General features: G+C 71.8%; 21 protein-coding genes and 1 pseudogene. 13 read left to right on the top strand and 9 right to left on the bottom strand.

The features are described from left to right. Nucleotides 1–8 precede the first annotated feature (8 nt). Both ABZ208_RS09140 and lgt read left to right on the top strand, forming a co-directional pair. Nucleotides 9–869: a thioredoxin domain-containing protein gene (locus ABZ208_RS09140; RefSeq protein ID WP_356908875.1), complete on the top strand. Its 861-nt coding sequence runs from the start codon at nt 9–11 to the stop codon at nt 867–869. Nucleotides 870–944: 75 nt separating this feature from the next. After that, the gene (gene lgt / locus ABZ208_RS09135; protein WP_356908874.1) at nt 945–1,955 is read left to right on the top strand and encodes a prolipoprotein diacylglyceryl transferase; all 1,011 of its coding nucleotides are present in this window, start codon (nt 945–947) and stop codon (nt 1,953–1,955) included. Nucleotides 1,956–2,025: 70 nt separating this feature from the next. Here lgt and ABZ208_RS09130 read toward each other — a convergent pair whose 3' ends face one another. From ABZ208_RS09130 to ABZ208_RS09100, 7 genes are all read right to left on the bottom strand, one after another. Then, nucleotides 2,026–2,826: a CoA ester lyase gene (locus tag ABZ208_RS09130; protein WP_356908873.1), complete on the bottom strand. Its 801-nt coding sequence runs from the start codon at nt 2,824–2,826 to the stop codon at nt 2,026–2,028. Further along, complete coding sequence (locus ABZ208_RS09125; RefSeq protein ID WP_356908872.1) at nt 2,823–4,010, bottom strand: CoA transferase; 1,188 nt, start codon at nt 4,008–4,010, stop codon at nt 2,823–2,825. Before ABZ208_RS09125 ends, ABZ208_RS09130 begins: the two co-directional genes overlap by 4 nt. Next, nucleotides 4,007–4,897, bottom strand: a complete 891-nt coding sequence (gene rbsK / locus ABZ208_RS09120; RefSeq protein ID WP_356908871.1) for a ribokinase — start codon at nt 4,895–4,897, stop codon at nt 4,007–4,009. Before rbsK ends, ABZ208_RS09125 begins: the two co-directional genes overlap by 4 nt. Further along, on the bottom strand, nt 4,894–6,261 hold the full coding sequence (locus tag ABZ208_RS09115; RefSeq protein WP_356908870.1) for an ADP-ribosylglycohydrolase family protein: 1,368 nt from the start codon (nt 6,259–6,261) through the stop codon (nt 4,894–4,896). The genes rbsK and ABZ208_RS09115 overlap by 4 nt, the downstream gene beginning before the upstream one ends. Continuing rightward, nucleotides 6,258–7,424, bottom strand: coding sequence for an ADP-ribosylglycohydrolase family protein (locus ABZ208_RS09110; protein ID WP_356908869.1), 1,167 nt, complete (start codon nt 7,422–7,424; stop codon nt 6,258–6,260). The genes ABZ208_RS09115 and ABZ208_RS09110 overlap by 4 nt, the downstream gene beginning before the upstream one ends. Beyond that, the gene (locus ABZ208_RS09105) at nt 7,387–8,565 is read right to left on the bottom strand and encodes an ADP-ribosylglycohydrolase family protein (RefSeq protein WP_356909010.1); all 1,179 of its coding nucleotides are present in this window, start codon (nt 8,563–8,565) and stop codon (nt 7,387–7,389) included. Before ABZ208_RS09105 ends, ABZ208_RS09110 begins: the two co-directional genes overlap by 38 nt. 464 nt (nt 8,566–9,029) lie before the next feature. Next, entirely contained in the window at nt 9,030–10,058 is a 1,029-nt protein-coding gene (locus ABZ208_RS09100) for an ADP-ribosylglycohydrolase family protein (protein ID WP_328401793.1), read from the bottom strand. 208 nt (nt 10,059–10,266) lie between these two features. On the opposite strand from ABZ208_RS09100, the gene ABZ208_RS09095 reads away from it, so the two are divergent. The 6 genes and pseudogenes from ABZ208_RS09095 to ABZ208_RS09070 all read left to right on the top strand — a co-directional run bounded on the left by ABZ208_RS09095 (nt 10,267) and on the right by ABZ208_RS09070 (nt 19,811). Further along, entirely contained in the window at nt 10,267–10,995 is a 729-nt protein-coding gene (locus ABZ208_RS09095) for a VIT1/CCC1 transporter family protein (protein ID WP_356908868.1), read from the top strand. 662 nt (nt 10,996–11,657) lie between these two features. After that, on the top strand, nt 11,658–16,226 hold the full coding sequence (gene gltB / locus ABZ208_RS09090; RefSeq protein ID WP_356908867.1) for a glutamate synthase large subunit: 4,569 nt from the start codon (nt 11,658–11,660) through the stop codon (nt 16,224–16,226). Then, a complete protein-coding gene (locus ABZ208_RS09085) occupies nt 16,219–17,679 on the top strand; it encodes a glutamate synthase subunit beta (protein ID WP_356908866.1) in 1,461 nt (486 codons plus the stop codon). The genes gltB and ABZ208_RS09085 overlap by 8 nt, the downstream gene beginning before the upstream one ends. A gap of 217 nt (nt 17,680–17,896) precedes the next feature. Continuing rightward, nucleotides 17,897–18,637, top strand: coding sequence for a VWA domain-containing protein (locus tag ABZ208_RS09080; RefSeq protein WP_356908865.1), 741 nt, complete (start codon nt 17,897–17,899; stop codon nt 18,635–18,637). Beyond that, entirely contained in the window at nt 18,634–19,194 is a 561-nt protein-coding gene (locus ABZ208_RS09075) for a HutD family protein (RefSeq protein ID WP_356908864.1), read from the top strand. The genes ABZ208_RS09080 and ABZ208_RS09075 overlap by 4 nt, the downstream gene beginning before the upstream one ends. A 100-nt stretch (nt 19,195–19,294) precedes the next feature. Then, a pseudogene (locus ABZ208_RS09070) lies at nt 19,295–19,811 on the top strand (pyridoxamine 5'-phosphate oxidase family protein). Between the two features lie 8 nt (nt 19,812–19,819). Here ABZ208_RS09070 and ABZ208_RS09065 read toward each other — a convergent pair. Both ABZ208_RS09065 and ABZ208_RS09060 read right to left on the bottom strand, forming a co-directional pair. Next, complete coding sequence (locus ABZ208_RS09065; RefSeq protein ID WP_356908863.1) at nt 19,820–20,824, bottom strand: acyl-CoA dehydrogenase family protein; 1,005 nt, start codon at nt 20,822–20,824, stop codon at nt 19,820–19,822. Continuing rightward, entirely contained in the window at nt 20,824–21,969 is a 1,146-nt protein-coding gene (locus ABZ208_RS09060; protein ID WP_356908862.1) for an acyl-CoA dehydrogenase family protein, read from the bottom strand. Before ABZ208_RS09060 ends, ABZ208_RS09065 begins: the two co-directional genes overlap by 1 nt. 45 nt (nt 21,970–22,014) lie before the next feature. On the opposite strand from ABZ208_RS09060, the gene ABZ208_RS09055 reads away from it, so the two are divergent. The 5 genes from ABZ208_RS09055 to ABZ208_RS09035 all read left to right on the top strand — a co-directional run. Continuing rightward, nucleotides 22,015–22,803, top strand: coding sequence for an SDR family oxidoreductase (locus tag ABZ208_RS09055; protein WP_356908861.1), 789 nt, complete (start codon nt 22,015–22,017; stop codon nt 22,801–22,803). Between the two features lie 69 nt (nt 22,804–22,872). Next, on the top strand, nt 22,873–23,490 hold the full coding sequence (locus ABZ208_RS09050) for a TetR/AcrR family transcriptional regulator (protein ID WP_356908860.1): 618 nt from the start codon (nt 22,873–22,875) through the stop codon (nt 23,488–23,490). Between the two features lie 29 nt (nt 23,491–23,519). Beyond that, entirely contained in the window at nt 23,520–24,677 is a 1,158-nt protein-coding gene (locus tag ABZ208_RS09045) for an acetyl-CoA C-acetyltransferase (RefSeq protein ID WP_356908859.1), read from the top strand. A 255-nt stretch (nt 24,678–24,932) separates the two neighbouring features. Next, the gene (locus ABZ208_RS09040) at nt 24,933–25,136 is read left to right on the top strand and encodes a cold-shock protein (RefSeq protein WP_020871138.1); all 204 of its coding nucleotides are present in this window, start codon (nt 24,933–24,935) and stop codon (nt 25,134–25,136) included. Nucleotides 25,137–25,230: 94 nt separating this feature from the next. Continuing rightward, on the top strand, nt 25,231–26,840 hold a 1,610-nt coding region (locus ABZ208_RS09035), incomplete at its 3' end, for a DEAD/DEAH box helicase (protein ID WP_356908858.1).

Raw genomic sequence — 26,840 nt, 5'->3', positions numbered from 1 at the left:
GCTGGTGTGTGAGTCAGAAACCTGAACGAAATCGGTCCGCACGCGAGCGGCTCCAACAGGAACGCGAGATGGACAAGGCGCGCGAGAAGCGCCGCCGGACGCTGATCGTGGCCGGCGCAGTGGTGGGCGTCCTGGGCCTGGCAGCCGTGGTGGGCCTGATCGCGGCCAATGCCGGAAAGGACTCCGACGGCGGGGCCGACTCGGGTCCCCTGCTCGCCCCGGCCGGCGTGCAGGGCAAGGACCAGTTGGCGATCCCGGTCGGCGCGAACGACGCCCCGTCCACCCTCACCGTGTGGGAGGACTTCCGCTGCCCCGCCTGCGCGGCGTTCGAGAACGCCGCGCGCGACACCATCCGCGAGCTGGAACAGGCCGGGAAGGTCAAGGTCGAGTACCACCTCGCCACGATCATCGACGGGAACATGGGCGGTACCGGCTCACTGCGCGCGGCGAACGCGGCAGCGTGCGCCCAGGACGCCGGCAAGTTCCCCGAGTACCACGACGTGCTCTACATGAACCAGCCGCAGGAGACGGTCGACGCCTTCGCCGACAACGGCAAGCTGATCGAGCTCGCGGGCAAGGTCGAGGGCCTGGACACCCCCGAGTTCCGCAGCTGCGTGAACGAGGGCAGGCACGACGCCTGGGTGAACAAGTCGAACGCCGCCTTCCAGGACGGCGGCTTCCGCGGTACGCCTACCGTGCTGCTCAACGGGGAATCGATCTTCCCCGCGAAGAACGGCGAGCAGCTGTCGGTCCCCAACCTGAAGAAGTGGGTCGACGAGGCGAACCAGGGCAAGAAACCCGGCACCGAACGCCCCAGTCCGGCCTCCGGCGCAGGGGTGGACGGCAGCCCGTCCGCCTCGGCCTCCTGATCCACTGCTCGTTACCCAGACGTTGCCGGGTGGGTTGCCGTACGGTCCACCCGGCAAGGTAGCGTCGGTCCTGCCATGGACCTTGCCTACATTCCCAGCCCGTCGACCGGAGTGATCCACCTCGGACCGCTCCCGCTGCGCGGCTATGCCTTCTGCATCATCATCGGCGTCTTCGTGGCCGTCTGGTACGGCAACAAGCGCTGGCTCGCCCGGGGCGGCAAAGCCGGCACCGTGGCCGACATCGCCGTATGGGCCGTGCCCTTCGGCCTGGTCGGCGGCCGGCTCTACCACGTGATCACCGACTACCAGCTGTACTTCAGCGAGGGTGAGAACTGGGTCGACGCCTTCAAGATCTGGGAGGGCGGCCTCGGTATCTGGGGCGCCATCGCGCTGGGCGCCGTCGGCGCCTGGATCGGCTGCCGCCGCCGGGGCATCCCGCTTCCGGCCTACGCGGACGCCATCGCGCCCGGAATCGCCTTCGCGCAGGCGATCGGCCGCTGGGGCAACTGGTTCAACCAGGAGCTGTACGGCAAGGAGACCGATCTGCCCTGGGCCGTCAAGATCACCGAGGGCGTGAACCGCGAGGCCGGGCTGTACCACCCCACGTTCCTGTACGAGTCCCTGTGGTGCATCGGCGTCGCACTGCTGGTCATCTGGGCCGACCGGCGCTTCACGCTGGGCCATGGCCGGGCGTTCGCGCTGTACGTCGCGGCGTACTGCACGGGCCGCGGCTGGATCGAGTACATGCGGGTCGACGAGGCGCACCACGTTCTGGGCCTGCGGCTGAACGTGTGGACCTCGATCATCGTCTTCGCCCTGGCGGTGGCGTACATCGTGATCTCGTCCCGACGGCGTCCGGGGCGCGAGGAGATCGTCGAGCCTGCCGCCGCGGATCTGACGAAGTCGACGTCGAAGGCGGCCGGGGACGGCGACGGCAGCAGCGACAGCGACGGCGGCTCCGGCGAGGCCGAGGGCTCCGGCGGAGCGGAGTCGGCCGAAGCCGCAACGGACGCCGGGCCCACGGACACCGAGCCCGCGGAAGCCGCCCAGAAGGACGCGGACGCGGAGTCGGCCGGGAAGAGCTGACCGTACCGCTCGAGCGACAAGACCGCCGGAGGTGATCGATCCGGCGGTCTTCGCGTTCCAGGCCGGGCGCTCAGGACTCCTCGCGCCGGGCGAGAGCGAGGGTGCGCTGTGCCGCCGCAACGATCGCGGCGTCGACGAAACGGCCGTCCGGCAGGGCGAGCGCGCCCGCGTCCGCGGCGGCCGCCTTGACGACCTCCTCCGCGGCCTCGATCTCGTGCGGGGTGGGCCGGAAGGCGCGCTCGATGACCGGGAGCTGGCGGGGATGGATGGCCGCGCGGCCCAGGAAGCCGATGGCGCGGCCATGGGTGCAGGACTCGTAGAGGCCGTCGAGATCGACGATGTCGGGGAAGACCGACTGTGTCGGGGGCGTGAGACCGGCGGCGCGTGCGGCGATCACGGTCCGGGTGCGGGGCCAGTCCAGGCCGGTGTCGCCGCGTACGCCGAGGTCGGCGCGGAGATCTGCCTCGCCCAGCGCGATGCCGTGCAGGGCCGGGTGGGCGGTGGCGATGGCGTAGGCGTGCTCGACGGCGAGCGCCGACTCGAGCAGGGCGTACAGCGGGATGCCGGGCGCCCGCGCCGCGATCTGCTGAATGTCAGTGGCGTATGCGACCTTGGGGACACGCAACGCACTGAGGCCCGGCAGTCCGGCGAGGGTCTCGATGTCATGGGGGGTGTTGATGCGGACATGGACCGGGAGGGGCTGGGGCGAGGACAGGAGTTCGGCCGTGGCGGCAAGGGCGTATTCCTTGCGGCCGAGACCGACCGCGTCCTCCAGATCGACGATCACGACATCGGCTGCGGAGCCAAGGGCCTTGTGCACGACGTCGGGGCGGTCACCGGGGGCGTACAGCAAGGTGAGGGGGAGAGTCATAGCGCGCCTTGGGTGCGGAGTGCGGTGATGTCGGCGGGGGTCAGACCCAGTTCGGCGAGGACCTCTTCGGTGTCGGCGCCGTGCGGGCGGCCGGCCCAGCGGATGGCGCCGGGGGTGTCGGAGAGCCGGAAGAGGACGTTCTGCATACGCAGCGGCCCGAGTTCGGGATCGGGGACCTCGGTGATCGTGTCCAGCGCCTGGAACTGGGGATCCTCCATGACATCGCGGATGTCGTAGATCGGCGCGATGGCGGCCTCGGCCTTCTCGAAGGCGGCCAGCGCGTCGGTGCGGGTCTGCCGGGCGATCCAGCCGCCGACCGCCTCGTCGAGTACGTCGGCGTGTTCGGCGCGGCCGGTTCCGGTGCCGAACCAGGGCTCGTCGATGAGTTCGGGGCGTCCGACCAGATGCATCACGCGTTCCGCGATGGACTGGGCGGAGGTGGACACGGCCAGCCAGCATCCGTCGGCCGTGCGGTAGATGTTGCGCGGGGCGTTGTTGCGGGAGCGGTTGCCGGTGCGGGGCTGGAGGTAGCCGAGCTGGTCGTACCAGAGCGGGTGCGGCCCGAGCACGGCCAGGATCGGCTCGATGATCGCCATGTCGACGACCTGGCCGCGACCGGTGGTGTCGCGAGCGGTCAGCGCGGTCATCACGGCGTAGGCGGTGGCGAGTGCGGCGATGGAGTCGGCGAGACCGAACGGCGGCAGGGTCGGTGGGCCCTGCGGCTCGCCGGTAATGGCGGCGAAGCCGCTCATGGCCTCGGCGAGCGTGCCGAAGCCGGGCCGGTGGGAGTAGGGGCCGAACTGCCCGAAGGCGGTGACCCGGGTCAGGACGAGTCGGGGATTGGCATTGCTCAGCTCCTCCCAGCCGAGGCCCCATTTCTCCAGGGTGCCGGGGCGGAAGTTCTCGACGACGACATCGGCGGTGGCTGCCAGGCGCAGCAGGGTCGCGCGGCCGCCGGGCGTGGACAGATCGAGGGTGATGGCCCGCTTGTTGCGGCCCAGCACTTTCCACCACAGTCCGACGCCGTCCTTGGCCGGGCCGTGCCCCCGGGAAGGGTCGGGTTTGGCGGGATGCTCGACCTTGATCACCTCGGCGCCGAAGTCACCGAGCAGGGTGGCGCACATCGGGCCGGCGAAGAGGGTGGCGAGGTCCAGGACGCGCAGGCCCTGCAGCGGCGGGGTCATGAGGCGGCGTCGATCTCGGTGCGGTAGGGCATGGACGACGTGGCTCCAGGGCGTTGGACGGAGAGGGCGGCTGCCGCCGAGGCCCAGGTCAGGGCCTCGGGGACCGGTCTGCCCTCACCGAGCGCGACGGCGAGGGCGCCGACGAAGGTGTCCCCGGCGGCGGTGCTGTCGACTGCGGTGACCTTCGGGGCGGGCACGGTGAGGGGGTTCGCCGTGTCCCGGGTGGCATAGAGACAGCCGGCCGAGCCGAGCGTGATCACGACCTCGGGGACCTGGCGCAGCAGTGCCGCGATCGCCTGGTGCGGGTCGGCGAGGCCCGCGAGGGTGGCCGCCTCGTGCTCGTTGGGGACCAACAGATCGGTGACGGCGAGGAGTTCCGGCGGCAGCGGCTGGGCGGGAGACGGGGTGAGAACGGTGCGCACGCCGTGTCTGCGGGCGGCCTCGGCACCCTCGAGCACGGCGCTGAGGGGGAGTTCGAGCTGCAGGAGCAGCGTGTCGGCGGTGGCGATGAGGGCCTCTTCGCCGGGCGCGAGGGCGGTGACGGTGCCGTTCGCGCCGGGGATCACGACGATGGAGTTGCCGCCGTCGTCGTCCACGACGATATGGGCGGTGCCGGAAGGGCCCTCGGCGGTACGGAGCAGATCGGTGTCGACGCCGGAGGACTCGAGCGTGTGGCGCAGCAGGGAGCCGAACTCGTCCGAGCCGACCGCGCCGATCATGGTGACCTCACCGCCGGCGCGGGCGGCGGCCACCGCCTGGTTGGCGCCCTTGCCACCGGGGATCGTACGGAACTCGCGTCCCGTGACGGTCTCTCCGCGCTTGGGAGCATGGGCGACATAGGCGACGAGGTCCATGTTGGTGCTGCCGAGCACCACGATGCCGGTCATGGGCGGAGAGCCTCCTGGTGCGTGAGTTGTGCGAGGGTGTCGAAGCCGATGCCGTCGAAGGCGGCGACAGAGGTGGCGAGCCGGTTCTTGAGAGGGGCGGTCCAGCGGTCGGGCAGGGCGTCGGGGTGACCGGCGAGCAGTCCGGCGATCGAACCGGCCGTGGCACCGTTGGAGTCGGTGTCGAGGCCCCCGGACACGGCCCGGCAGACCGAACCGCTGAAGTCGCCGTCGGCGTGGGTGAGGGCGGCGGCGAGCAGGGCGGCGTTGGGGACGGCATGGACCCAGTGGTAGGAGCCGTAGGCGGAGTGGATGCGGTCCACGGCGTCGTCGAAGTCCGCCTCGGTACGGGCCGCTTCGATGCCGAAGCGGACGGCGCGGGCGAGCCGGGAGCGGGGCGGTACGACGGACAGGCCGACAGTGATGGCCCGGTGCACGTCGGCGCCGCCACCGGCCGCTGCCGCGACGGCGGCCGCGATGAACATCGCGCCGTACACGCCGTTCGCGGTGTGCGTGAGCGCCGCGTCCCGGTACGCCTGCGCCGCGGCGGCCGCCGGGTCGCCGGGATTGGTCCAGCCGTGCATGTCGGCGCGGATGGCGGCGCCGATCCACTCCCGGAAGGGGTTGCGGTGGGTGGCGGTGAGCGGGGGTTCGAGACCGGAGAGGAGATTGCGGTAGGCGACCCGCTCGGCGGTGAAGGTGCGCCCGGCCGGCAGCTCGTCCAGCCACAGCTGGGCGACGTGCTCGGTGGTGAACGCCCTGCCGTGGCGCTGCAGGAGCAGCAGATCGAGGAGGGGGTAGTTGAGGTCGTCGTCCTCGGGCATCCCGTCGATGTTCTCGGCAAGACTGTTCGCGGCACTGCGCCGGTTCCAGGGGTGCGCGGCGGCGAGATCGTCAGGTACGCCCCTGGCGGTGAACCAGGTGGCAAGCGGCCAGTTGCCGGTGGCGCGGGCGAGGGCACGGATGGCGGGGAGGGGGAGCTTCTCGACGGGTTTGCCGAGCAGGCACCCCACGGCCCGGCCGAGCCAGGCGGCGTGCAGCGGGCCCGCCGGCCGTTCGTGCCCGGAGCCGCCGCCGCTCGCGGGCCAGGCGGGACACGCGGACATGATCGCCGCCAGAGATGACGGCTCGGCCTCTGCCATGGGGGACGGCAGATGGGCCAGTTCGTCCAGGAGCGCGAGCGCAAGGGCGCGGAGTTCCGGTGGGGCCGGGTCCGGGGACGCGCCCGCCCTCGGCGGGGACAGGGCGCCGCCCGCGAGCAGCCAGCGGGTGCGGACGGCGGAGGCGTCGCGGCCGTCCTCCGTCGCCTGGCGGAGTTCATGGCCGATCAGATCCTCGGGCTGGACCCAGGTGAGGCGAAGACTCATCGCGAATCCGTCAGGCGGGCGAACGCCGCTTCGTGGGCCCGGCGGCGTTCCATGTCCAGGGCGAAGATCTCGCGGGTCACGGCCGTGAGGGCTGCTGCCGGTTCGTGCAGGTCGATGCGGCTCGCCTCGGCGACCCGCTTCGCCCACTCCTCCGGGACCGCCGAGGCCCCGTTCAGCGCGCCCGCCATCGCCCCCGCCATCGTGGCGATCGAGTCGCAGTCACGGCCGTAGTTGACCGAGGACAGCACCGTACGGCGGTAGTCGCCGCCGTTGACCAGGAGCATGCCGAGCGCGATCGGCAGTTCCTCGATGGAGTGCAGCCGGGACGGGCGGCGCGCGCCCATGGACGGGGTGCGGTAGTCGGGGCCGACCGTGTCGAAGGGCGCGATCGCCGCCCGCAACGGCACCAGGGCCGATTCGAAGTCCGTGTGGCGCGCGGCTGCTTCGGCCACCGACTCGATGGCGGCCTGCGTTCCGTCCTTGGCCAGGGACAGCGCGGCATCCACCACCGTGGTGGGGGTGGCGTCCGGCGCACACGCCGCCGAGACCGCCGCCGCGAAGACGCCGGCCGCCTCCCGCCCGTACGAGGACTGGTGCGCGCCCGCGATGTCGACGGCCTCTGCGTAGGCGGCCGTCGGATGCGCCGCGTTGACCAGGCCCACCGGGGCCATGTACATCGCGGCACCGCAGTTGACGATGTTCCCGACGCCCGCCTCACGCGGGTCGTTGTGTCCGTAGTGGAGGCGGCTGACGAGCCATTTCTCGGCCAGGAAGATCCGCTGCAGGGGGAGGGCCTCCGCCTCGAGCTCCGGGATCCAGCGGGGTTTCGAGATCAGGTCGGGGACCAGGTGGTCGGCGACGGCGTAGGCGTCGAGGTGGTCGCGTACCACCGTGTACACCCGGATGAGCGCGTGGGTCATGAGTGTGTCGTCCGTGATGTGTCCGTCGCCCTTGTGGTACGGGGCGATCGGGCGGGCCGTACGCCACTGGTCCCCGTGCCAGGGTCCGACGATTCCGTGGATGCGGCCGCCGTGCCGCTCCACGATCTGTTCAGGGGTGTAGCCCTCTACGGGGCCGCCGAGCGCGTCACCGACGGCTGCTCCGATGAGGCTTCCCGTGATCCGGTCATCGAGTGCGAGCGTCTCGAGTGTCGTCGTCGTCATGTCGGAATTGTCCACCAGTAGTGGTCAGTTCCGTGTCTGCCAGGAGCCCGGCGAGTTCCACGAGATCCGTCCCGGCGAGCCGGGGGAGGGCGCAGCCCGCGAGGGTGCGGCAGGCGTCGCGCCAGGTGACGGGCACGCAGTTCCCGCCGCCGAGCGCCCCGGTGAGGGCTCCGGCGAGCGCGGGGGCGGAGTCCGCGACCCGCGACAGGCACACGGCCGCGGGCACGGCCTCGGCGACCCGGCCGCGGGCGGCGGTCGCGACGGCGAGGGCGACCGGGACGGTCTCGGCGGCGGCGATCCCGTAGCTGTAGACGTGGTCGACGATCTGGTGCTCGAGGAGGGGGACGAGTTCGAAGGCGCCGTCCGCGGCGCGTGCAAGCTTGACCGCGTGGTGGGAGTTGCGGCCGATCTCGCTGGACTCGGGGAGTTCGGCCAGCGCCGCGTCGACGGCGTCGTCGACGGATGCCCCGCCGAGCGCGGTGGCCACGGCGGCGGCCATGGCGCGGGCGCCGTGCACACCGTCCCCGTCCTGGGTGTACCGGGCGTCGAACTCGGCGAGCACGGCGGCGGCGGCCGGGTCGCCCGTATGGACGACCGCGAGCACAACGGCTCGCACACAGGCGGCGTCGTCGAAGTAGTGGGGGTTGTCGTGCCCGGTGGCCGGCGGCCGCAGCCCAGTGGCGAGGTTGCCGAGCCCCGCGCGCACCGAGATCCGGGCACGCAGCGGGAGTACGGCGGACTCGACCTCGGGCGCGCTCTCGGCGGCGGCGGCGACCTGGCCGGCGAGGGAGTTCCAGGCGAGGTCGATGGCGGCGCGCGTACGCCGGCCGGGGGGCAGGCTGCGGAAGAGCGCACCTGCGGCGGTGAGTACGGTCCCGGCGGCGAAGGCGGCCCACTCCGCGTCGTCCGAGGGACCGAGGCGCAGCGGCTCGGGCGGCTGGTTGAGGGCGATGGGGACGGGGAGGGTGGTCGTCGCGTTCTGCTCGGCGAACGTGTCGAGCTCACGGGTGAGCCGGCGGGTCCACTCGGGCATCCGCGCGGCGCGGTGCCGGGCGGCGGGCCACCCGGCGGCGTCTCCTGCGGCGAGCCCGAGGATCAGTCCCTCGATCCGGTCGCGGTGGGTGACGGGTGCGGCGGGCACCGCACGCTCGCGGGCCGGTGCCGCCGTGGCCACGGGGGCGTACGCGTGCACGGGTGTCGCCTGTGGCCGGGGCGGCAGCCGGGGGATGTCCCCGACGGCGGCCTCCCCGACGGCTTCCCCGGGCAGATACCCCCAGCCCGAAACGGGCGTGTCGCCGGGGCGGGTGCGGTGGTCCCCCAGGGCGTCAGGGGTTCGGCCGGGCCCGGTCCGTCCGCGCCGTGGTGCCTGCGGTGTCCGGTGCATCTCGCCCAGGGCGGCCGCGGTCGTGGGCGGGTCACCGGGGGCCGGCGTCCCGCCGGGTCGGCCGGCCGGGGCGGGCGGCGGGTTGCCGGGCGGCCGGCCGTCGTCCGGCGCCTCCCGCCCGCCGGGGTCCCCGTCCGCGACCGGCGGCGTCGCCGTGGTCCGGTCGTCGGGATCGTCGGCCGGCAGGGGCTGGGTGCCGTTGGGGTCCAGGGGGCGCGGGGTCATGACAGGGCCTCGGTGTCGTCGTCCGGAGTGAGCAGGTCCGCGATGTCCAGGACGTGGTAGCCCGCCATCGAGGGCAGACAGCTTCCCCTGACCGAACCGATCGCCGCCGCCCACTCGGCCGGGATCGCGGAGGCACCGGACATCGCTCCGGCCAGCGCGCCCGCCACCGCCGCCGTCGTGTCGGCGTCGCGGCCCATGTTGACCGCCGTGAGCACGGACGTACGGAAGTCTCCCCGCGCCGCCGCGAACGCGCCGAACGCGAGCCCCACCGCCTCCGGGGCGAGGTCCGTCCACGGGTAGCCGCCGATGACGACCGCGGAGCGGACCGTCCGTTCGCGGGTGCGGTGGTCGGAGTCCCCCCGCCCTGCCGCGACGACGGCGCGGCGCATGGAGCGCGCGGTCCAGGAGTCCATGGGGACCACCGACAGCGCCGCGCCGATCACACCGGCCGGGCCCGCGCCCGCCATCGCCGCGGCCACTCCGGCGGCCACGGCCTGGCCGCCGTAGATGCCCTCGCCGTCGTGGCTGACGCAGCCGTCGATGGCGACCAGCCGGGCCGCCTCGGCGGGCCGGCCCGCCGCGAAGACGCCGAAGGGCGCCGCCCGCATGGCGAGACCGTCGCTCCAGGCGTGCCGGTGCTGGGCCGAGATGGGGGCGGCGAGGCCCCTGCGCAGATTCTCAAGGGTGCCGCGTTCGCTGAACCCCGCCCCCCGGAACGGTCCTTCGTCGAGATCCGCGATCCAGTGGTGCCATGCCGCCTCCACATGCGCGACGGTGAGCGCCGAGCCGTGCCGGGCGAGCAGCAGCCCGGAGAAGATCGCGTACTCGGTGTCGTCGGTGCCGGCCGGGTCGTCGCTCACGAAGCCCTCGATACGGCCCCATCTGCGGCGGATCTCGGAGGGCCGCATGTTCTCCGCCGGCGCCCCGAGCGCATCCCCGACGGCCAGTCCGAGCAGTGCGCCGCGAGCTCGCTCCCGGAGCGCGGCCGACTCGGCAGAGACGGGATCGCATGCAGGCAGCCTCAACGCGTCACCCCTTTCGCGCGCAGTGCGCGTGTTCGTGGATTCCTGCCACCTCACGAGGCCCACGAGTCGGAAGAAACGTTTCTGTCACCCGCCTGACTCCAAGTAAGTAAAGCCTGCCTTGCTGGCGCGCCCCTTACGTCGTGCGTAGTTTCGAGGGTGTAGAGGGGGAGCGGCGCAGGCAGGGCCGCTGCCGGAGAAGGGGAGAGCTGTGTCCGTCATCGAAACCGAAGCCACACTTCACGTTGCACACCGCGACAACCACACCCACCGTGATGTCAACGGCGGGTGGCTGCGTCCGGCAGTGTTCGGAGCGATGGACGGGCTCGTTTCCAACCTGGCCCTGATGACCGGTGTCGCGGGCGGCGCGGTCTCCCAGCAGACCATCGTCGTCACGGGGTTGGCCGGCCTCGCGGCCGGCGCGTTCTCCATGGCCGCGGGCGAGTACACCTCCGTCGCCTCCCAGCGCGAGCTGGTCCAGGCCGAACTGGAGGTGGAGCGCCGCCAGTTGCTGGGGCACCCGGTCGACGAGATGGAGGAGCTCGCCGCGCTGTACGTGGCGCGTGGCGTCGAGCCCCAGCTCGCCCGTGAGGTGGCGATGCAGCTCTCCAGGGACCCCGAGCAGGCGCTGGAGATCCACGCCCGCGAGGAGCTCGGCATCGACCCGGACGACCTGCCCTCGCCGGCCGTCGCTGCGGTCTCGTCGTTCGGATCGTTCGCCCTGGGTGCGCTGCTGCCGGTGCTGCCGTATCTGCTCGGCGCGAGCGCGCTGTGGCCGGCCGTGCTGCTCGCGCTGACGGGGCTGTTCGCCTGCGGTGCGCTGGTGGCCCAGGTGACGGCACGCAACTGGTGGTTCAGCGGGCTGCGGCAGCTGGTCCTGGGCGGCGCGGCGGCGGCGTTCACCTACGGCCTGGGGATGCTCATCGGCGCCGCCGTCTGACCTGGGCGGCGCCCCTGCCGCGGTCCGACCCGGGCTGCGCCCCTCGTCCGGCTGCGCCCGGGGCCGCGCGCTTGCGTACGTGTGCCCCGGCCGGGCGGGCGTGTCCCGCCGGGGCGGCAGCCCGCTTGCCCGGCCGACGCCCCGGGTGATGCGCCCCGGCAGGTACGCCCCACCCCGGTCGAGGCGTGTGTGTGCCCCGCCGCTGTTCGAGGTCCGCGGCCCGGGCGGAGGCGTCACGCGAGGGGCCGCCGCTCGCCGGGAACCGCGGCCGGTTGCCGCTCCGGCACCTGCTCAGTGCCTGATGGGCTGGCGTTCATGGCCCGCGTGGCCGACCCTGTGACGTACATCCCCTCCGCGGATCAGGCCTGGGGTGAGACACTATGCAGGGAGCAACATAAGTAGCCGTTACCCGGCTGTTTCGATTCCCTCACCACCGGGCATGAGCCGTAGACGCTGTGGGCAACGAAGCCTGTCTGCGATGGTCCACCGGACATCGATCTGTCCGGCGGTGACCCCCTCCCACCGCCTCGCGGTGTCCGCATGTTGGAACGGCCTATCCACTTTCCGAGAAGCACTCCATCATGTAACCTGCACGAAATTTCGCAGAGGGCCAACGTCGTCCCTCGGCACTGCTACATGCCACGACGACGACGGGAGAGCCGATGCGTTCCGACGCCTGGTCGCCCATGGACGGTCGCCCCGCACCGCAGGGGATGTACGACCCCCGTAACGAACACGACGCATGTGGCGTCGGGTTCGTGGCCACCCTCACCGGTGTTGCCAGCCATGAGCTGGTCGAGCAGGCGTTGACCGTACTGCGCAATCTGGAGCACCGCGGCGCCACCGGCTCCGAGCCGGACTCCGGCGACGGTGCGGGCATCCTGATGCAGGTCCCGGACGCGTTCCTCCGTGAGGTCACCGCTTTCGAGCTTCCCGAGGCCGGTTCGTACGCCGTCGGTATCGCCTTCCTCCCCGCCGAAGGGGACGACGCGACCACGGCCGCCGTCTCACGGATCGAGACGATCGCCGGCGAGGAGGGCCTCGACGTCCTCGGCTGGCGTGAGGTCCCGGTCACCCCCGACCTGCTCGGCAGCGGCGCGCGCGCCACCATGCCCGCCTTCCGTCAGCTCTTCGTCGCGGACGGTGAGAACACGGGCATCGCGCTCGACCGCAAGGCGTTCGTGCTGCGCAAGCGCGCCGAGCGCGAGGCCGGGGTGTACTTCCCCTCGCTCTCCGCCCGCACGATCGTCTACAAGGGCATGCTGACCACCGGCCAGCTGGAGCCCTTCTTCCCGGACCTGTCCGACCGGCGCTGCGCCACCACCGTCGCCCTGGTCCACTCCCGGTTCTCCACGAACACCTTCCCGAGCTGGCCGCTGGCCCACCCGTACCGCTTCGTCGCGCACAACGGTGAGATCAACACGGTCAAGGGCAACCGCAACTGGATGCGCGCCCGCGAGTCCCAGCTCGTGTCCGACCTCTTCGGGGGCGAGACGCTGGACCGGATCTTCCCGGTCTGTACGCCGGACGCCTCCGACTCCGCCTCCTTCGACGAGGTCCTGGAGCTGCTCCACCTCGGAGGCCGTTCGCTGCCGCACTCGGTCCTGATGATGGTCCCCGAGGCGTGGGAGAACCACGACTCCATGGACCCGGCCCGCCGCGCGTTCTACAAGTACCACTCCACGATGATGGAGCCCTGGGACGGACCGGCCTGCGTCACCTTCACCGACGGCACCCAGGTCGGCGCGGTCCTCGACCGCAACGGTCTGCGCCCCGGCCGCTACTGGGTCACCGACGACGGACTCGTCGTCCTGTCCTCCGAGGTCGGCGTCCTCGACATCGACCCGGCGAAGGTCGTCCGCAAGGGCCGCCTCCAGCCCGGAAAGATGTTCCTCGTCGACACCGCCGAGCACCGCATCATCGAGGACGACGAGATCAAGTCGGCCCTCGCCGCGGAGCACCCCTACGCGGACTGGCTGGAGACCGGCGAGATCGAGCTCGAGGACCTCCCCGAGCGCGAGCACATCGTCCACACCCACGCCTCGGTCACCCGTCGCCAGCAGACCTTCGGTTACACCGAGGAGGAGCTGCGCGTGATCCTGGCGCCGATGGCCCGTACCGGCGGCGAGCCGCTGGGCTCCATGGGCACGGACTCCCCGATCGCGGCCCTGTCCGAGCGCCCCCGGCTGCTGTTCGACTACTTCACCCAGCTGTTCGCGCAGGTCACCAACCCGCCGCTGGACGCCATCCGCGAGGAGCTCGTCACCTCGCTGCTCTCCTCGCTGGGCCCCCAGGGCAACCTCCTGGAGCCGACCGCGGCGTCCTGCCGCAGCGTCACGCTGCCCTTCCCGGTGATCGACAACGACGAGCTGGCCAAGCTCATCCACATCAACGCCGACGGCGACATGCCCGGCATGACCGCCGCGACGCTCTCCGGCCTGTACCGGGTCTCCGGCGGCGGCGACGCGCTGGCCGCCCGTATCGAGGAGATCTGCGCCGAGGCCGACGCCGCCATCGAGGACGGCGCCCGCCTCATCGTGCTCTCCGACCGGCACTCGGACGCCGAGCACGCGCCGATCCCGTCGCTGCTGCTCACCTCCGCCGTGCACCACCACCTCATCCGCACCAAGCAGCGCACCCAGGTGGGCCTGCTGGTCGAGGCCGGTGACGTCCGTGAGGTGCACCACGTCGCGCTGCTCATCGGCTACGGCGCCGCCGCCGTCAACCCGTACCTGGCGATGGAGTCGGTCGAGGACCTGGTCCGCGCCGGCACCTTCATCGAGGGCCTGGAGCCCGAGCACGCCATCCGCAACCTCATCTACGCCCTCGGCAAGGGGGTGCTGAAGGTCATGTCCAAGATGGGCATCTCGACCGTCGCCTCCTACCGCGGCGCGCAGGTCTTCGAGGCCGTCGGTCTCGACGAGGGCTTCGTCGAGAAGTACTTCAACGGCACCGCCTCCAAGATCGGCGGCGCCGGTCTCGAGGTCGTCGCCAAGGAGGTCGCCGCCCGGCACGCCAAGGGCTACCCGGCCTCCGGCATCGCCTCGGCGCACCGCGCGCTGGACATCGGCGGCGAGTACCAGTGGCGCCGTGAGGGCGAGCCGCACCTGTTCGACCCGGAGACGGTCTTCCGGCTGCAGCACGCCACCCGCAACCGCCGCTACGACATCTTCAAGAAGTACACGGACCGGGTGAACGAGCAGTCCGAGCGTCTGATGACGCTGCGCGGCCTGTTCGGCTTCACGAGCGGCCGCGAGCCCATCTCGATCGACGAGGTCGAGCCGGTCTCCGAGATCGTCAAGCGCTTCTCCACCGGCGCCATGTCGTACGGCTCGATCTCGCGCGAGGCGCACGAGACCCTCGCCATCGCCATGAACCAGCTGGGCGGCAAGTCCAACACCGGTGAGGGCGGCGAGGACCCGGAGCGCCTGTACGACCCCGAGCGCCGCTCCTCCATCAAGCAGGTCGCCTCCGGCCGCTTCGGTGTGACGAGCGAGTACCTGGTCAACGCGGACGACATCCAGATCAAGATGGCCCAGGGCGCCAAGCCCGGCGAGGGCGGCCAGCTGCCCGGCCACAAGGTCTACCCGTGGGTCGCCAAGACCCGGCACTCCACCCCGGGTGTCGGTCTGATCTCCCCGCCGCCGCACCACGACATCTACTCCATCGAGGACCTGGCTCAGCTGATCCACGACCTCAAGAACGCCAACCCGGCCGCGCGTATCCACGTGAAGCTGGTCTCCGAGGTCGGTGTCGGCACGGTTGCCGCGGGTGTCTCCAAGGCGCACGCGGACGTCGTCCTCATCTCCGGCCACGACGGCGGTACCGGTGCCTCGCCGCTCACCTCGCTGAAGCACGCCGGCGGCCCCTGGGAGCTCGGCCTCGCCGAGACCCAGCAGACGCTGCTGCTCAACGGCCTGCGCGACCGCATCGTCGTGCAGACCGACGGTCAGCTGAAGACCGGGCGCGACGTCGTCATCGCCGCGCTGCTCGGCGCCGAGGAGTTCGGTTTCGCGACCGCGCCGCTCGTCGTCTCCGGCTGCGTCATGATGCGCGTCTGCCACCTGGACACCTGCCCGGTCGGTATCGCCACTCAGAACCCGGTGCTGCGCGAGCGGTTCGCCGGCAAGGCGGAATTCGTCGTCAACTTCTTCGAGTTCATCGCCGAGGAGGTCCGCGAGATCCTCGCGGAGCTGGGCTTCCGCAGCGTCGAGGAGGCCGTCGGCCACGCCGAGCTGCTGGACACCGCGCAGGCCGTGAAGCACTGGAAGGCGCAGGGGCTCGACCTGGAGCCGCTCTTCCACGTCCCCGAGCTGCCCGACGGCGCGGTGCGCCACCAGATCGTCGAGCAGGACCACGGTCTGGAGAAGGCTCTCGACAACGAGCTGATCGAGCTGGCTGCCGAGGCGCTGAACGCGGCGACGGCCGAGGACGCCCAGCCGGTGCGCGGCCAGGTCGCGATCCGCAACATCAACCGGACCGTCGGCACGATGCTCGGACACGAGGTCACCAAGCGGTTCGGCGGTGCGGGTCTGCCGGACGACACCATCGACATCATCTTCACCGGCTCGGCCGGCCAGTCCTTCGGCGCGTTCGTGCCGCGCGGCGTCACGCTGCGTCTGGAGGGCGACGCCAACGACTACGTCGGCAAGGGGCTGTCGGGCGGCCGGATCGTGGTCCGCCCGGACCGCGGCGCCGACCACCTCGCCGAGTACTCGACCATCGCGGGCAACACCATCGCCTACGGTGCGACCGGCGGCGAGATGTTCCTGCGGGGCCGCACCGGCGAGCGGTTCTGCGTCCGCAACTCCGGCGCGCTGGTGGTCTCCGAGGGTGTGGGCGACCACGGCTGCGAGTACATGACCGGCGGACACGCGGTCGTGCTCGGCGAGACCGGACGCAACTTCGCGGCCGGCATGTCCGGTGGTGTCGCCTACGTCGTCGACCTCGACCCGGACAACGTCAACGCCGGGAACCTGGAGGCGATCGAGACCCTGTCCGACGCCGACAAGCAGTGGCTGCACGATGTCGTGCGCCGCCACCAGGAGGAGACCGGCTCGACCGTCGCTGCGAGGCTCCTCGCCGACTGGTCCGTGAACGTGGACCGCTTCAGCAAGATCATCCCGACCACGTACAAGGCAGTGCTCGCCGCCAAGGACGCCGCTGAGCTCGCCGGTCTCTCCGAGCAGGAGACCACCGAGAAGATGATGGAGGCGGCGACCAATGGCTGACCCCAAGGGCTTCCTGACCACCGGGCGCGAGGTCGCCGAGACCCGTCCCGTCGGCGAGCGCGTCAGGGACTGGAACGAGGTGTACGTCCGCGGCTCGCTGCTGCCGATCATCAGCAAGCAGGCCGGCCGCTGCATGGACTGCGGCATCCCGTTCTGCCACAACGGCTGCCCGCTCGGGAACCTGATCCCCGAGTGGAACGACTACGCCTACCGCGGGGACTGGGCGGCGGCGAGCGAGCGCCTGCACGCGACGAACAACTTCCCGGAGTTCACCGGGCGGCTGTGCCCCGCTCCGTGCGAGGCGGCGTGCGTGCTCGGCATCAACCAGCCGGCCGTCACCATCAAGAACGTCGAAGTCTCCATCATCGACAAGGCGTGGGACACGGGTGACGTCAGGCCGCAGGCGCCGGAGCGCCTGTCCGGCAAGACCGTCGCGGTCATCGGCTCGGGCCCGGCGGGCCTGGCCGCCGCCCAGCAGCTGACCCGGGCCGGCCACACCACCGTCGTGTACGAGCGGGCCGACCGCATCGGCGGGCTGCTGCGGTACGGCATCCCCGAGTTCAAGATGGAGAAGGTGCACATCAACCGCCGTATCGAGCAGATGCGCGCGGAGGGCACCAAGTTCCGTACCGAGGTGGAGATCGGCCGAGACATGCCGGCCGACGCGCTGCGCCGGCGCTACGACGCGGTGGTCATCGCCGCGGGTGCCACCGTCTCGCGTGATCTGCCGGTCCCGGGCCGTGAGCTGAACGGCATCCACTTCGCGATGGAGTACCTGCCGCTCGCCAACAAGGTCGTCGAGGGCGACTTCGTGGCCCCGCCGATCACCGCCGAGGGCAAGCACGTCGTCGTCATCGGCGGTGGCGACACCGGCGCGGACTGCGTGGGCACCGCCCACCGCCAGGGCGCGGCCTCCGTCACCCAGCTGGAGATCATGCCGCGGCCCGGTGAGGAGCGCAGCACCAACCAGCCCTGGCCGACGTTCCCGATGCTCTACAAGGTCACCTCGGCGCACGAGGAGGGCGGCGAGCGGGTCTACTCCGTCTCCACCACCCACTTCGAGGGCGACGAGGACGGCAACGTCCAGGCGCTGCACCTCATCGAGGTGGAGTTCAAGGACGGCAAGCTGGAGCAGAAGGCGGGCACGGAGCGCCGGATCCCGGCGCAGCTGGTGACGCTGGCGATGGGCTTCACCGGTACGGACCAGGAGAACGGTCTGGTCCAGCAGTTCGGCCTGGAGCTGGACGAACGCGGCAACGTCGCACGGGACGCCGACTTCGCCACCAACGTGGCCGGCGTCTTCGTGGCCGGCGACGCGGGCCGCGGCCAGTCCCTGATCGTCTGGGCGATCGCCGAGGGCCGCTCGGCGGCCCGTGGCGTGGACCGTTTCCTGACGGGGACGAGCGCGCTCCCGGCCCCGATCCGCCCGACGGACCGCGCGCTGACGGTCTGACCGCGGCGCGAACAGAACGTCTCGTACAACGGCGTGCGGACACGAACGCGGCGCCTGCCACGTCCCCGACCGGACATGGGCAGGCGCCGCGTTGCCGTTCCGCCGCGGGGCAGGCGCGGCGCCATGCGGTGAGACGGAACCCGGCGGGTTCCCCGCCCACTCGGGGGTACGCTGAGTCGCCTTTCGGCGTGAGGAACGTGAGGAAACGGAGCCCCGCATGGCCACTGCCAGCATCCCCGGACCGGCCATCAGCCTCCGCAAGGTCGAGGAGCGGGCACCGGCCCTGGTCAGTCTCTACAAGAGCGCCGGCGTGTCCCTCCAGAAGCACGGCCTGCACGGGCAGCGTGCAGCCGTCTATCTGGTGCTCGACTACTCGGGCTCCATGAAGGACTACTACAAGGACGGCAGTGTCCAGGGGCTCGCCGACCGGGTGCTGGGCCTCTCGGCCAATCTCGACGACGACGGCTCGGTGCCCGTGGTCTTCTTCTCCACCGACATCGACGCCGTGACCGACATCGCCCTGGAGAACCACCGGGGCCGGGTCGACGAGATCGTCGCGGGCCTCGGCCACATGGGCAAGACCAGCTACCACCTGGCCATGGACGCGGTCATAGACCACTACCTCGACAGCGGCTCCACGGCCCCCGCGCTCGTCGTCTTCCAGACGGACGGCGGCCCGATCAGCAAGCACGCCGCGGAGCGCTATCTGTGCAAGGCCGCGCGTCTGCCGTTGTTCTGGCAGTTCGTCGGCTTCGGCAACAAGCGCAGTTCGCAGTTCGACTTCCTGCACAGGCTCGACGAACTCGCCGTACCGGCCAAACGGCCCATCGACAACGCCGGCTTCTTCCACGCCGGGCTCGACCCGCGCCAGGTCCCCGACACGGAGCTGTACGACCGGCTGGTCGGCGAGTTCCCGCAGTGGCTGGCGGCGGCGAGGGCACAGGGCATCGTGCGATGAGGATCCTGCGGGCGGCAGGCCGTACGGCCGTGCCGTGGAAGAACGGCGGCGGGGTGACCCGGGAGATCGCCGTGTCACCCGCAGGCGCGCCGATGGACGACTTCGACTGGCGGATCAGCCTCGCGGACGTGCGTGCGGACGGCCCGTTCTCCGCGTTCCCGGACGTGGACCGGACCCTGACCGTGGTCGAGGGCGCCGGTATGGACCTCACCGTCGGCGGTGAGTACCTGCGCGTCGGCGAGCGCTGTGCGCCGCACGACTTCCCCGGCGACGTCGCGACCGCGGGACGGCTCCTCGAAGGCCCCGTCGTCAATCTCAACGTGATGTACCGCAGAGGGCGCGTCACGGCGCTGACCTCGGTGGTACGGGGCGCCCTGCTGCTCCCCGTCCCGGCGGACGCGGCCGTGGTGGTCGTCGCACTGGACGGCACCACACTGCTCGGCGCCGATGAGCCCGTGACACTCGACCCGTACGACGCGGCGGTCCTGGACCGCTCGCCCGGAGTGCTGCGTACGGACGGACACGCGGCGGTTGTCACGCTCAGGGTGCATGCGTGAGGGTGCCTGCCCGAGCACCGGCGTGCCGCCGTGGCGTCCGGTCGGGACACGCGTGCCGAACACGACAGAAGATGTCGGGTATCCGCGCTTCCATGGGGTCATGACCTCCCGTTGGGCAGACTTCCGGGCCGCGGAACCGGACTACGCCGCGACCGCACAGCAGCGCTTCGAAAAGCACACGCACCACGTCCTCGCGACGCTCCGCAAGGACGGTTCGCCTCGGATGTCCGGGCTGGAGGTGAAGTTCAGCCACGGCGAGCTGGCTCGGCATGATGCCGAACTCCCGCAAGGCGCAGGACCTCCGCCGCGACCCGAGGTTCGCCGTCCAGGCGAACCCCGGCAGCGGCACCTCCATGGACGGCGGGGACGTCCGTGTCTCCGGGCGGGCGGTCGAGGTGACCGACCCGCGGGCGAAGGCGGCGTTCACGCAGGAGGCGGGCGAGCCGCAGCCGTTCCATCTGTTCCGGGCGGAGCTCGCCGAGGTGGTGCGGACCAGGGTCGACGGCGACGAACTCGTCGTACAGATCTGGCGTCCGGGCCGGAGGTTGCGGACCATGCGGCGCGGCAACGACGACAGCCCGCCGCGCGGCGACGACCGAGCGGCCGGCGACGACTGAGCAGCCGGTCAGGCCAGCACGGCGGCCCGGCATTGCGCCGGCGTGCCCCAGGCGTCCCGCAGCGGCCGTGCCTTGCGCAGCCACAGGGACAGATCGAGTTCCTCGGTGTATCCGGCGGCGCCGTGCAGTTGGAGTGCGGTGCGGGCGGCCGTGTACGCGGCCTCGCCCGCCGCCACCTTGGCGGCGGCGACATCGGCCCCGTCCATGGACAGCGCAGCCCCGAACAGCAGGGGCCGGGCGAACTCGAGGGCGATCAGCGTGTCCGCGAGCCGGTGCTTGACCGCCTGGAAGGAGCCGATGGCGGCACCGAACTGGGTGCGCTGCTTGACGTACGCGACGGTACGGTCCAGCAGCGCCAGCCCGACACCGAGGGACTGGGCCGCCGTGGCGAGCCGCGCCCACTGCCCGGCCCGAGCGGCTGCGGCGGCCACCTCCGCTCCGGCCGCCAGGATCTCACCTCCCGGCAGGGGAATGCTCAGCCGCCGCACGGGATCGACCGAGGCCCGCACGGACCCGTGGCCGGGCGCGGTGCGCAGCTCGGGTCCCGCGGGGCTGCCGGCGTCCGGCCGGGGTGCGGGGGCGGTGACCGCCAGGACGCAGTCCGCCGCATCCGCGTCCAAGGCGTACGGCTCCGAGCCGGGCAGCAGCACCGACACCGCGATCTCGCCCGTCGCGATGCCCGGCAGCAGCCGCTTGGCCAGGGCCGAATCGCCCAGCTCGGCGACCAGCACCGCCGCGGCGACCGTCTCCACCACCGGGCCCGCCACCGCATGCCGACCCAACTCCACGAAGGCGACGGCGAGTTCGACGGGTAGCAGTCCCGACCCCTCGTAAGTCTCCGGCACGGCCAGCGCGAACACGCCCGCCCCGCCGAGGTGCTGCCACACCGCGCGCCCGGGTCCCGGCTCTCCGGCGGCCCAGGCGCGCGCCGTCGCGGGGGTGTCCGCGGCCGTCAGCATCGTGTCCAGCGAACGGGCGAACGCCTGTTGCTCGTCGGTCAGCAGAAAACGCATCAGCGGCGGCCCTTCGGCAGGCCGAGCAGCCGCTCGGCGATGATGTCGCGCTGGATCTCGTTCGTGCCGGCGTACAGCGGACCGGCGAGCGAGAAGACGTACCCCTCCGACCATGCGCCGTCCGCCAACTCCCCGTCCGCACCCAGCAGGTCGAGCGCCGTCTCGTGCAGGGCGATGTCGTACTCGGACCAGAAGACCTTGTTCAGGCTCGACTCCGCGCCGATGCGCCCGCCTGCCGCGCACCGCGCCGCGCTCGCCCAGGTGAACAGCTGGTACGCACGGGCGCCGATCACCGCGTCCGCGACCCGGTCCCGCAGCGCCGTGTCCGCGGCGGGGGCCGAGGCGTGCCACTGCTGTACGAGACGGTCCGCCGCGGCCAGGAACCGGCCGGGCGAGCGCAAGGTCAGCCCGCGCTCGTTGCCCGTTGCCGCCATCGCGATCCGCCAGCCTGCGCCGGGCTCGCCGATCACGTCCGCGTCCGGCACGAACACGTCGTCGAGGAAGAGCTCCGCGAATGCGGGCCTGCCGTCGAGCCGGCCGATGGGCCGGACCGTCACGCCGGGCGCCGACAGGTCGAACATCAGGTACGTCAGGCCCTGATGCGGCCTCGGGGCAGCGGGATCCGTACGGAAGATGCCGAACGCGCGGTCGGCGAAGGCCGCCCGCGAGGACCAGGTCTTCAGGCCGTTCAGCAGCCAGCCCCCGTCCGTGCGCACGGCACGCGAGCGCAGTGAGGCGAGATCCGAGCCGGCCTCGGGCTCGGACCAGGCCTGCGCCCAGATGACCTCACCGCTCGCCATCGACGGAAGTACGCGTGTGCGCTGTTCCTCGGTCCCGTGGTCGAAGAGGGTCGGGGCGAGCAGGTGGATGCCGTTCTGCGCGACCCGGCCGGGTGCGCCCGCCGCGTAGTACTCCTCCTCGAACAGCAGCCAGCGCACGAGGTCCGCACCCCGGCCGCCGTACCGCTCGGGCCAGGAGACCACCGACCAGCGGTCCGCCGCGAGCCGCGCCTCCCAGGCACGGTGCGCCGCGAAGCCCTCCTCGGTCTCCAGGGAAGGGAGCGGTTCGGCGGGGACGTGCCCGGCGAGCCACGCGCGGGCCTCGGCGCGGAAGGCCCGCTCGTCCGGGGAGAGGTCGAGGTCCATGCTCCATCCTTCCCTAACAAGTGTTTGGTAGGTTAACGTGCCGATGTGAGGAACGACAGGGCGCAGTACGTACCCGGGCACGGCCTGCTGACGCGCCGCACCGCCGTCATCACCGCCGCCGCGGGCGCAGGCATCGGCGGCGCGACCGCCCGCCGGTTCCTGGAGGAGGGCGCGCGCATCCTTGTCTCCGACGCCCATGCGCGCCGGCTGAAGGAGACCGAGGCGGCGCTCGCCGCGGAGTTCGGCGCCGGCGCGGTCACCGCACTGCCGTGCGACGTCACCGACGAGACGCAGGTCCAGGCCCTGTTCGACAGGGCGGTCCAGGAGCACGGCGGGCTCGACATCGTCGTCAACAACGCGGGCCTCGGCGGTACCGCGGCCCTCGCCGACATGACCGACGACCAGTGGTCCCGCGTCCTCGACGTCACCCTGAACGGCACCTTCCGCTGCACTCGTGCCGCCCTGCGCGCCTTCCGCGCGGGCGGCCACGGCGGCGTGATCGTCAACAACTCCTCCGTCGCCGGCTGGCGGGCCCAGGCCGGCCAGGCCCACTACGCCGCCGCCAAGGCGGGCGTCATGGCGCTCACCCGGTGCGCGGCCGTCGAAGCGGCCGAGTACGGCGTACGGGTCAATGCCGTCGCACCCAGCCTCGCCATGCATCCGCACCTGGTGAAGGTCACCTCGGCCGAACTGCTGGAGGAACTGACCGCGCGCGAGGCCTTCGGACGGTACGCAGAGCCGTGGGAGGTCGCCAACGTGATCGTCTTCCTCGCCGGCGACTACTCCTCGTACCTGACCGGCGAGGTCCTCTCCGTCAGCAGCCAGCATGCCTGAGACCGCTCCGGGCGCTCGTCGCCTACCCGGCACGACCGCCCTGAACGGGCCTGGCACCACAATGGTCGTGTGCCTCCCACGAAGAAGCAGCACCAGGTGACCGCCGCCCCGGCCGATCGGCGCAAGCAACTCCTCGACACCGCCGCCGAGGTGTTCGCCGCCCAGGGCTACAACGCCACCACCGTCCGCAGGATCGCGGACGCGGCCGGCATGCTCGCCGGCAGCCTCTACTACCACTTCGATTCCAAGGAATCGATGCTCGACGAGATCCTCTCCTCCTTCCTCACCGAGCTGTGGGAGGGGTACGACGCCGTGCTCGCCGCCGGTCTGGGACCCCGGGAGACCATCGAGGCCCTCGTCACCGAGTCCTTCCGGGAGATCGACCGGCACCGCGCCGCCGTCGCCATCTACCAGAAGGAATCCCGCCATCTGGCCACCCAGCCGCGCTTCGGCTATCTCACCGACTCGCAGCAGAAGTTCGAGAAGGCCTGGCTCGGCACGCTGGAGCGCGGGGTCGCCGAACGGGCCTTCCGCGCCGACCTCGACGTCCGGCTCACCTACCGGTTCGTGCGCGACACGGTGTGGGTCGCGGCGTCCTGGTACCGGCCGGGCGGACAGCACAGCCCCGAAGAGATCGCCCGGCAGTACCTGTCGATGGTGCTGGACGGGATCGCCGTACGAACGTGACCGGCTCGGCCGGACAGGGAGTTGACGTCATGCGCGAGGCCTACATCGTCGAAGCGGTACGCACCCCGGTCGGCAGGCGAGGGGGAGGCCTCGCCGCCGTCCACCCCGCGGACCTCGGCGCGCACGTGCTGCGCGCCCTGGTCGAACGCTCCGGGATCGACCCGGCCGCCGTCGAGGACGTCGTCTTCGGCTGCCTCGACACCGTCGGTCCGCAGGCCGGCGACATAGCGCGCACATCCTGGCTCGCCGCCGGGCTGCCCGAAGAGGTACCCGGTGTGACCATCGACCGGCAGTGCGGATCCTCTCAGCAGGCCGTGCACTTCGCGGCCCAGGGCGTACTGTCCGGCACCCAGGACCTGGTGGTCGCGGGCGGCACCCAGAACATGACCCAGATCCCGATCGCCTTCGCCTCCCGGCAGGCCGCCGAACCGCTCGGTCTGACCCAGGGGCCGTTCGCGGGCAGCGAGGGCTGGCGGGCCCGGTACGGGGACGCGCCGGTCAACCAGTTCCACGGGGCCCAGTTGATCGCCGCGAAATGGGGGATCACCCGGCGCGCCATGGAGGAGTTCGCGCTCCTGTCGCACCAGAGAGCGGTCCGCGCGATCGACGAAGGGCGATTCGACCGGGAGACCGTCGCGTACGCCACCGTGACCAGGGACGAGGGGCCGCGCCGCGACACGACCCTGGAGAAGATGGCGGCCCTGGCGCCGGTCCTGGAGGGCGGCACCATCACGGCGGCCTGCTCCTCCCAGGTCTCGGACGGCGCGGCGGCGATGCTGATCGCGAGCGAACGGGCCGTCGCGGAGCACGGACTGACCCCCCGCGCCCGGATCCACCATCTGTCGGTACGCGGCGAGGACCCGATCCGCATGCTGTCGGCGCCCGTCCCCGCGACGGCGCATGCGCTGAAGAAGACCGGCATGACGATCGACGACATGGATCTCGTCGAGATCAACGAGGCGTTCGCGCCGGTCGTGCTGGCATGGCTCAAGGAGACGGGCGCGGACCCGGACAAGGTCAATGTCAACGGTGGCGCGATCGCGCTGGGGCATCCGCTGGGTGCGACGGGGGCGAAGCTGATGACCACGCTGCTGCATGAACTGGAGCGCAGGGGCGGGAGGTTCGGTCTGCAGACGATGTGCGAGGGGGGCGGCCAGGCGAACGTGACGATCATCGAGCGGGTGTGAGGGTGCAGCCCCCGGGCAGTCGTGCGGGCGGCAGGGGCCGGGACACGACGGCGGGGGCGGTGGCGGCAGCAGCTCAGCGGCATGTGCTACGGTGACGTAGTTGCAGTTTTGGTACCCATGAACTTTGTGTGCGCCTGACGGGAAGCTTCCTCAGGCGCACGTTTTGTTTCCGGCTTCTCCGGATGGGGGTCATTGCGGCGACGGGGAGTTCACGCAGTGTGAATTCCCGGCTTGCCCCTGTTTTAGGAGATTGACATGGCAACTGGCACCGTGAAGTGGTTCAACGCGGAAAAGGGCTTCGGCTTCATCGAGCAGGACGGCGGCGGCGCCGACGTCTTCGCCCACTACTCCAACATCGCCACCTCGGGCTTCCGTGAGCTTCAGGAAGGCCAGAAGGTCACCTTCGACGTCACGCAGGGCCAGAAGGGCCCGCAGGCGGAGAACATCGTCCCGGCCTGATCGCTGGACGCGTTTGCACGCGGCCGGGGCCCGCACCGAGCTCGGTGCGGGCCCCGGCCGCATCTGTCCACAGGCCCAGGAAGGCATATTCCGCATGAACCGCTCCGAACGCCCGGCACGAAAGCGCCCTGCCAATTCCCGCGCGAGGGTCCCCGCACAGCGCTCCGGGAAAGCGTCCGCCCGCAAGGCCGCGCCGACGCCCCCACAGGAATTCACGCTGCCGGAAACCATCACCCCGGCGCTCTCGGCCGTCCACGCGTTCGGTGAGCTGGACATGCCGGCCGCCCTGCTGAAGACCCTCGACGCGCAGGGCGTCACCGACCCCTTCCCGATCCAGGCCGCCACGCTGCCGAACTCGCTCGCGGGCCGCGACATCCTCGGCCGCGGACGCACCGGCTCCGGCAAGACCCTCGCCTTCGGGCTTGCGCTGCTCGCCCGTACCGCGGGCCGGCGCGCCGAACCGAGGGCCCCGCTCGCGCTCGTCCTCGTACCCACCCGTGAGCTCGCGCAGCAGGTCACCGACGCGCTCTCGCCGTACGCGACCTCCGTGCAGCTGCGGATCGCCACGGTTGTCGGCGGCCTGTCGATCAACAAGCAGGCGGGCGCGCTCCGGCGCGGCGCCGAGGTCCTCGTGGCCACGCCCGGGCGGCTGAAGGACCTCATCGAGCGCGGCGACTGCGTCCTCGACCGGGTCGCGATCACCGTCCTGGACGAGGCCGACCAGATGGCCGACATGGGCTTCATGCCGCAGGTCACGGCGCTGCTCAAGCAGGTCGAGGCGGACGGTCAGCGGATGCTGTTCTCGGCGACGCTGGACAAGAACATCGACCGGCTCGTCCGGATGTTCCTCACCGACCCGGTGGTGCACTCCGTCGACCCGTCCGCGGGTGCGGTCACCACGATGGAGCACCATGTGCTGCACATCGCGGACGAGACCGACAAGAAGGCCGTCGCCCTCCGTATCGCCGCCCGCGACGGACGGGTGATCCTCTTCGTCGACACGAAGCGTTCCGCCGACCGGTTCGCCAAGCGGCTGCTGGCCAACGGCGTACGGGCCGCGGCCCTGCACGGCGGCCGTTCGCAGCCGCAGCGCAACCGCACCCTGGAGCAGTTCAAGAACGGTCAGGTCAGCGCGCTGGTCGCGACCAACGTCGCCGCCCGAGGGATCCACGTCGACGACCTCGACCTGGTCGTCAACGTCGACCCGCCGGTCGACCACAAGGACTATCTGCACCGCGGCGGTCGCACCGCACGGGCGGGCGAGTCCGGCAGCGTCGTGACCCTGGTGCTGCCCGAGCAGCGGCGTGAGATGACCCGGCTGATGGCGGACGCCGGGATCAGCCCGCGCACCGCCAGGATCAAGTCCAGCGACGAGGAGCTGGCCCGCCTCACGGGGGCGCGCGAGCCGTCGGGCGTGGCGGTCACCGTCGAGGTGCCGCAGCCGGTGGCGCAGCAGCAGCGGCCGCAGCGGCGCCGGGCGCAGGCGCCCGGACAGGCCGGTGGCGGCCGCAGCCGTGCCCGGCGCGACGGCCAGGGCAGCGGTGGCGGCCAGGGCGCTCGGTCCGGACAGCCCCGTCAGGGTGGACAGCCGCGCCAGGGTGGCCGCCCGGCGCGGGGCGGTGCGCAGGGCGGGCGCCGCACGGCGGCGTCAGGTGCTCGCGGCGCTGGTCGTCACCCTGGTGCTGGGCGTGCTCGCGGGCGTCC

Source organism: Streptomyces sp. NPDC006208, assembly GCF_040613775.1.
GTDB lineage: Bacteria > Actinomycetota > Actinomycetes > Streptomycetales > Streptomycetaceae > Streptomyces.
Note: the sequence above shows the minus strand (reverse complement) of the source record. Positions and strands in the feature narration are given on the sequence as shown.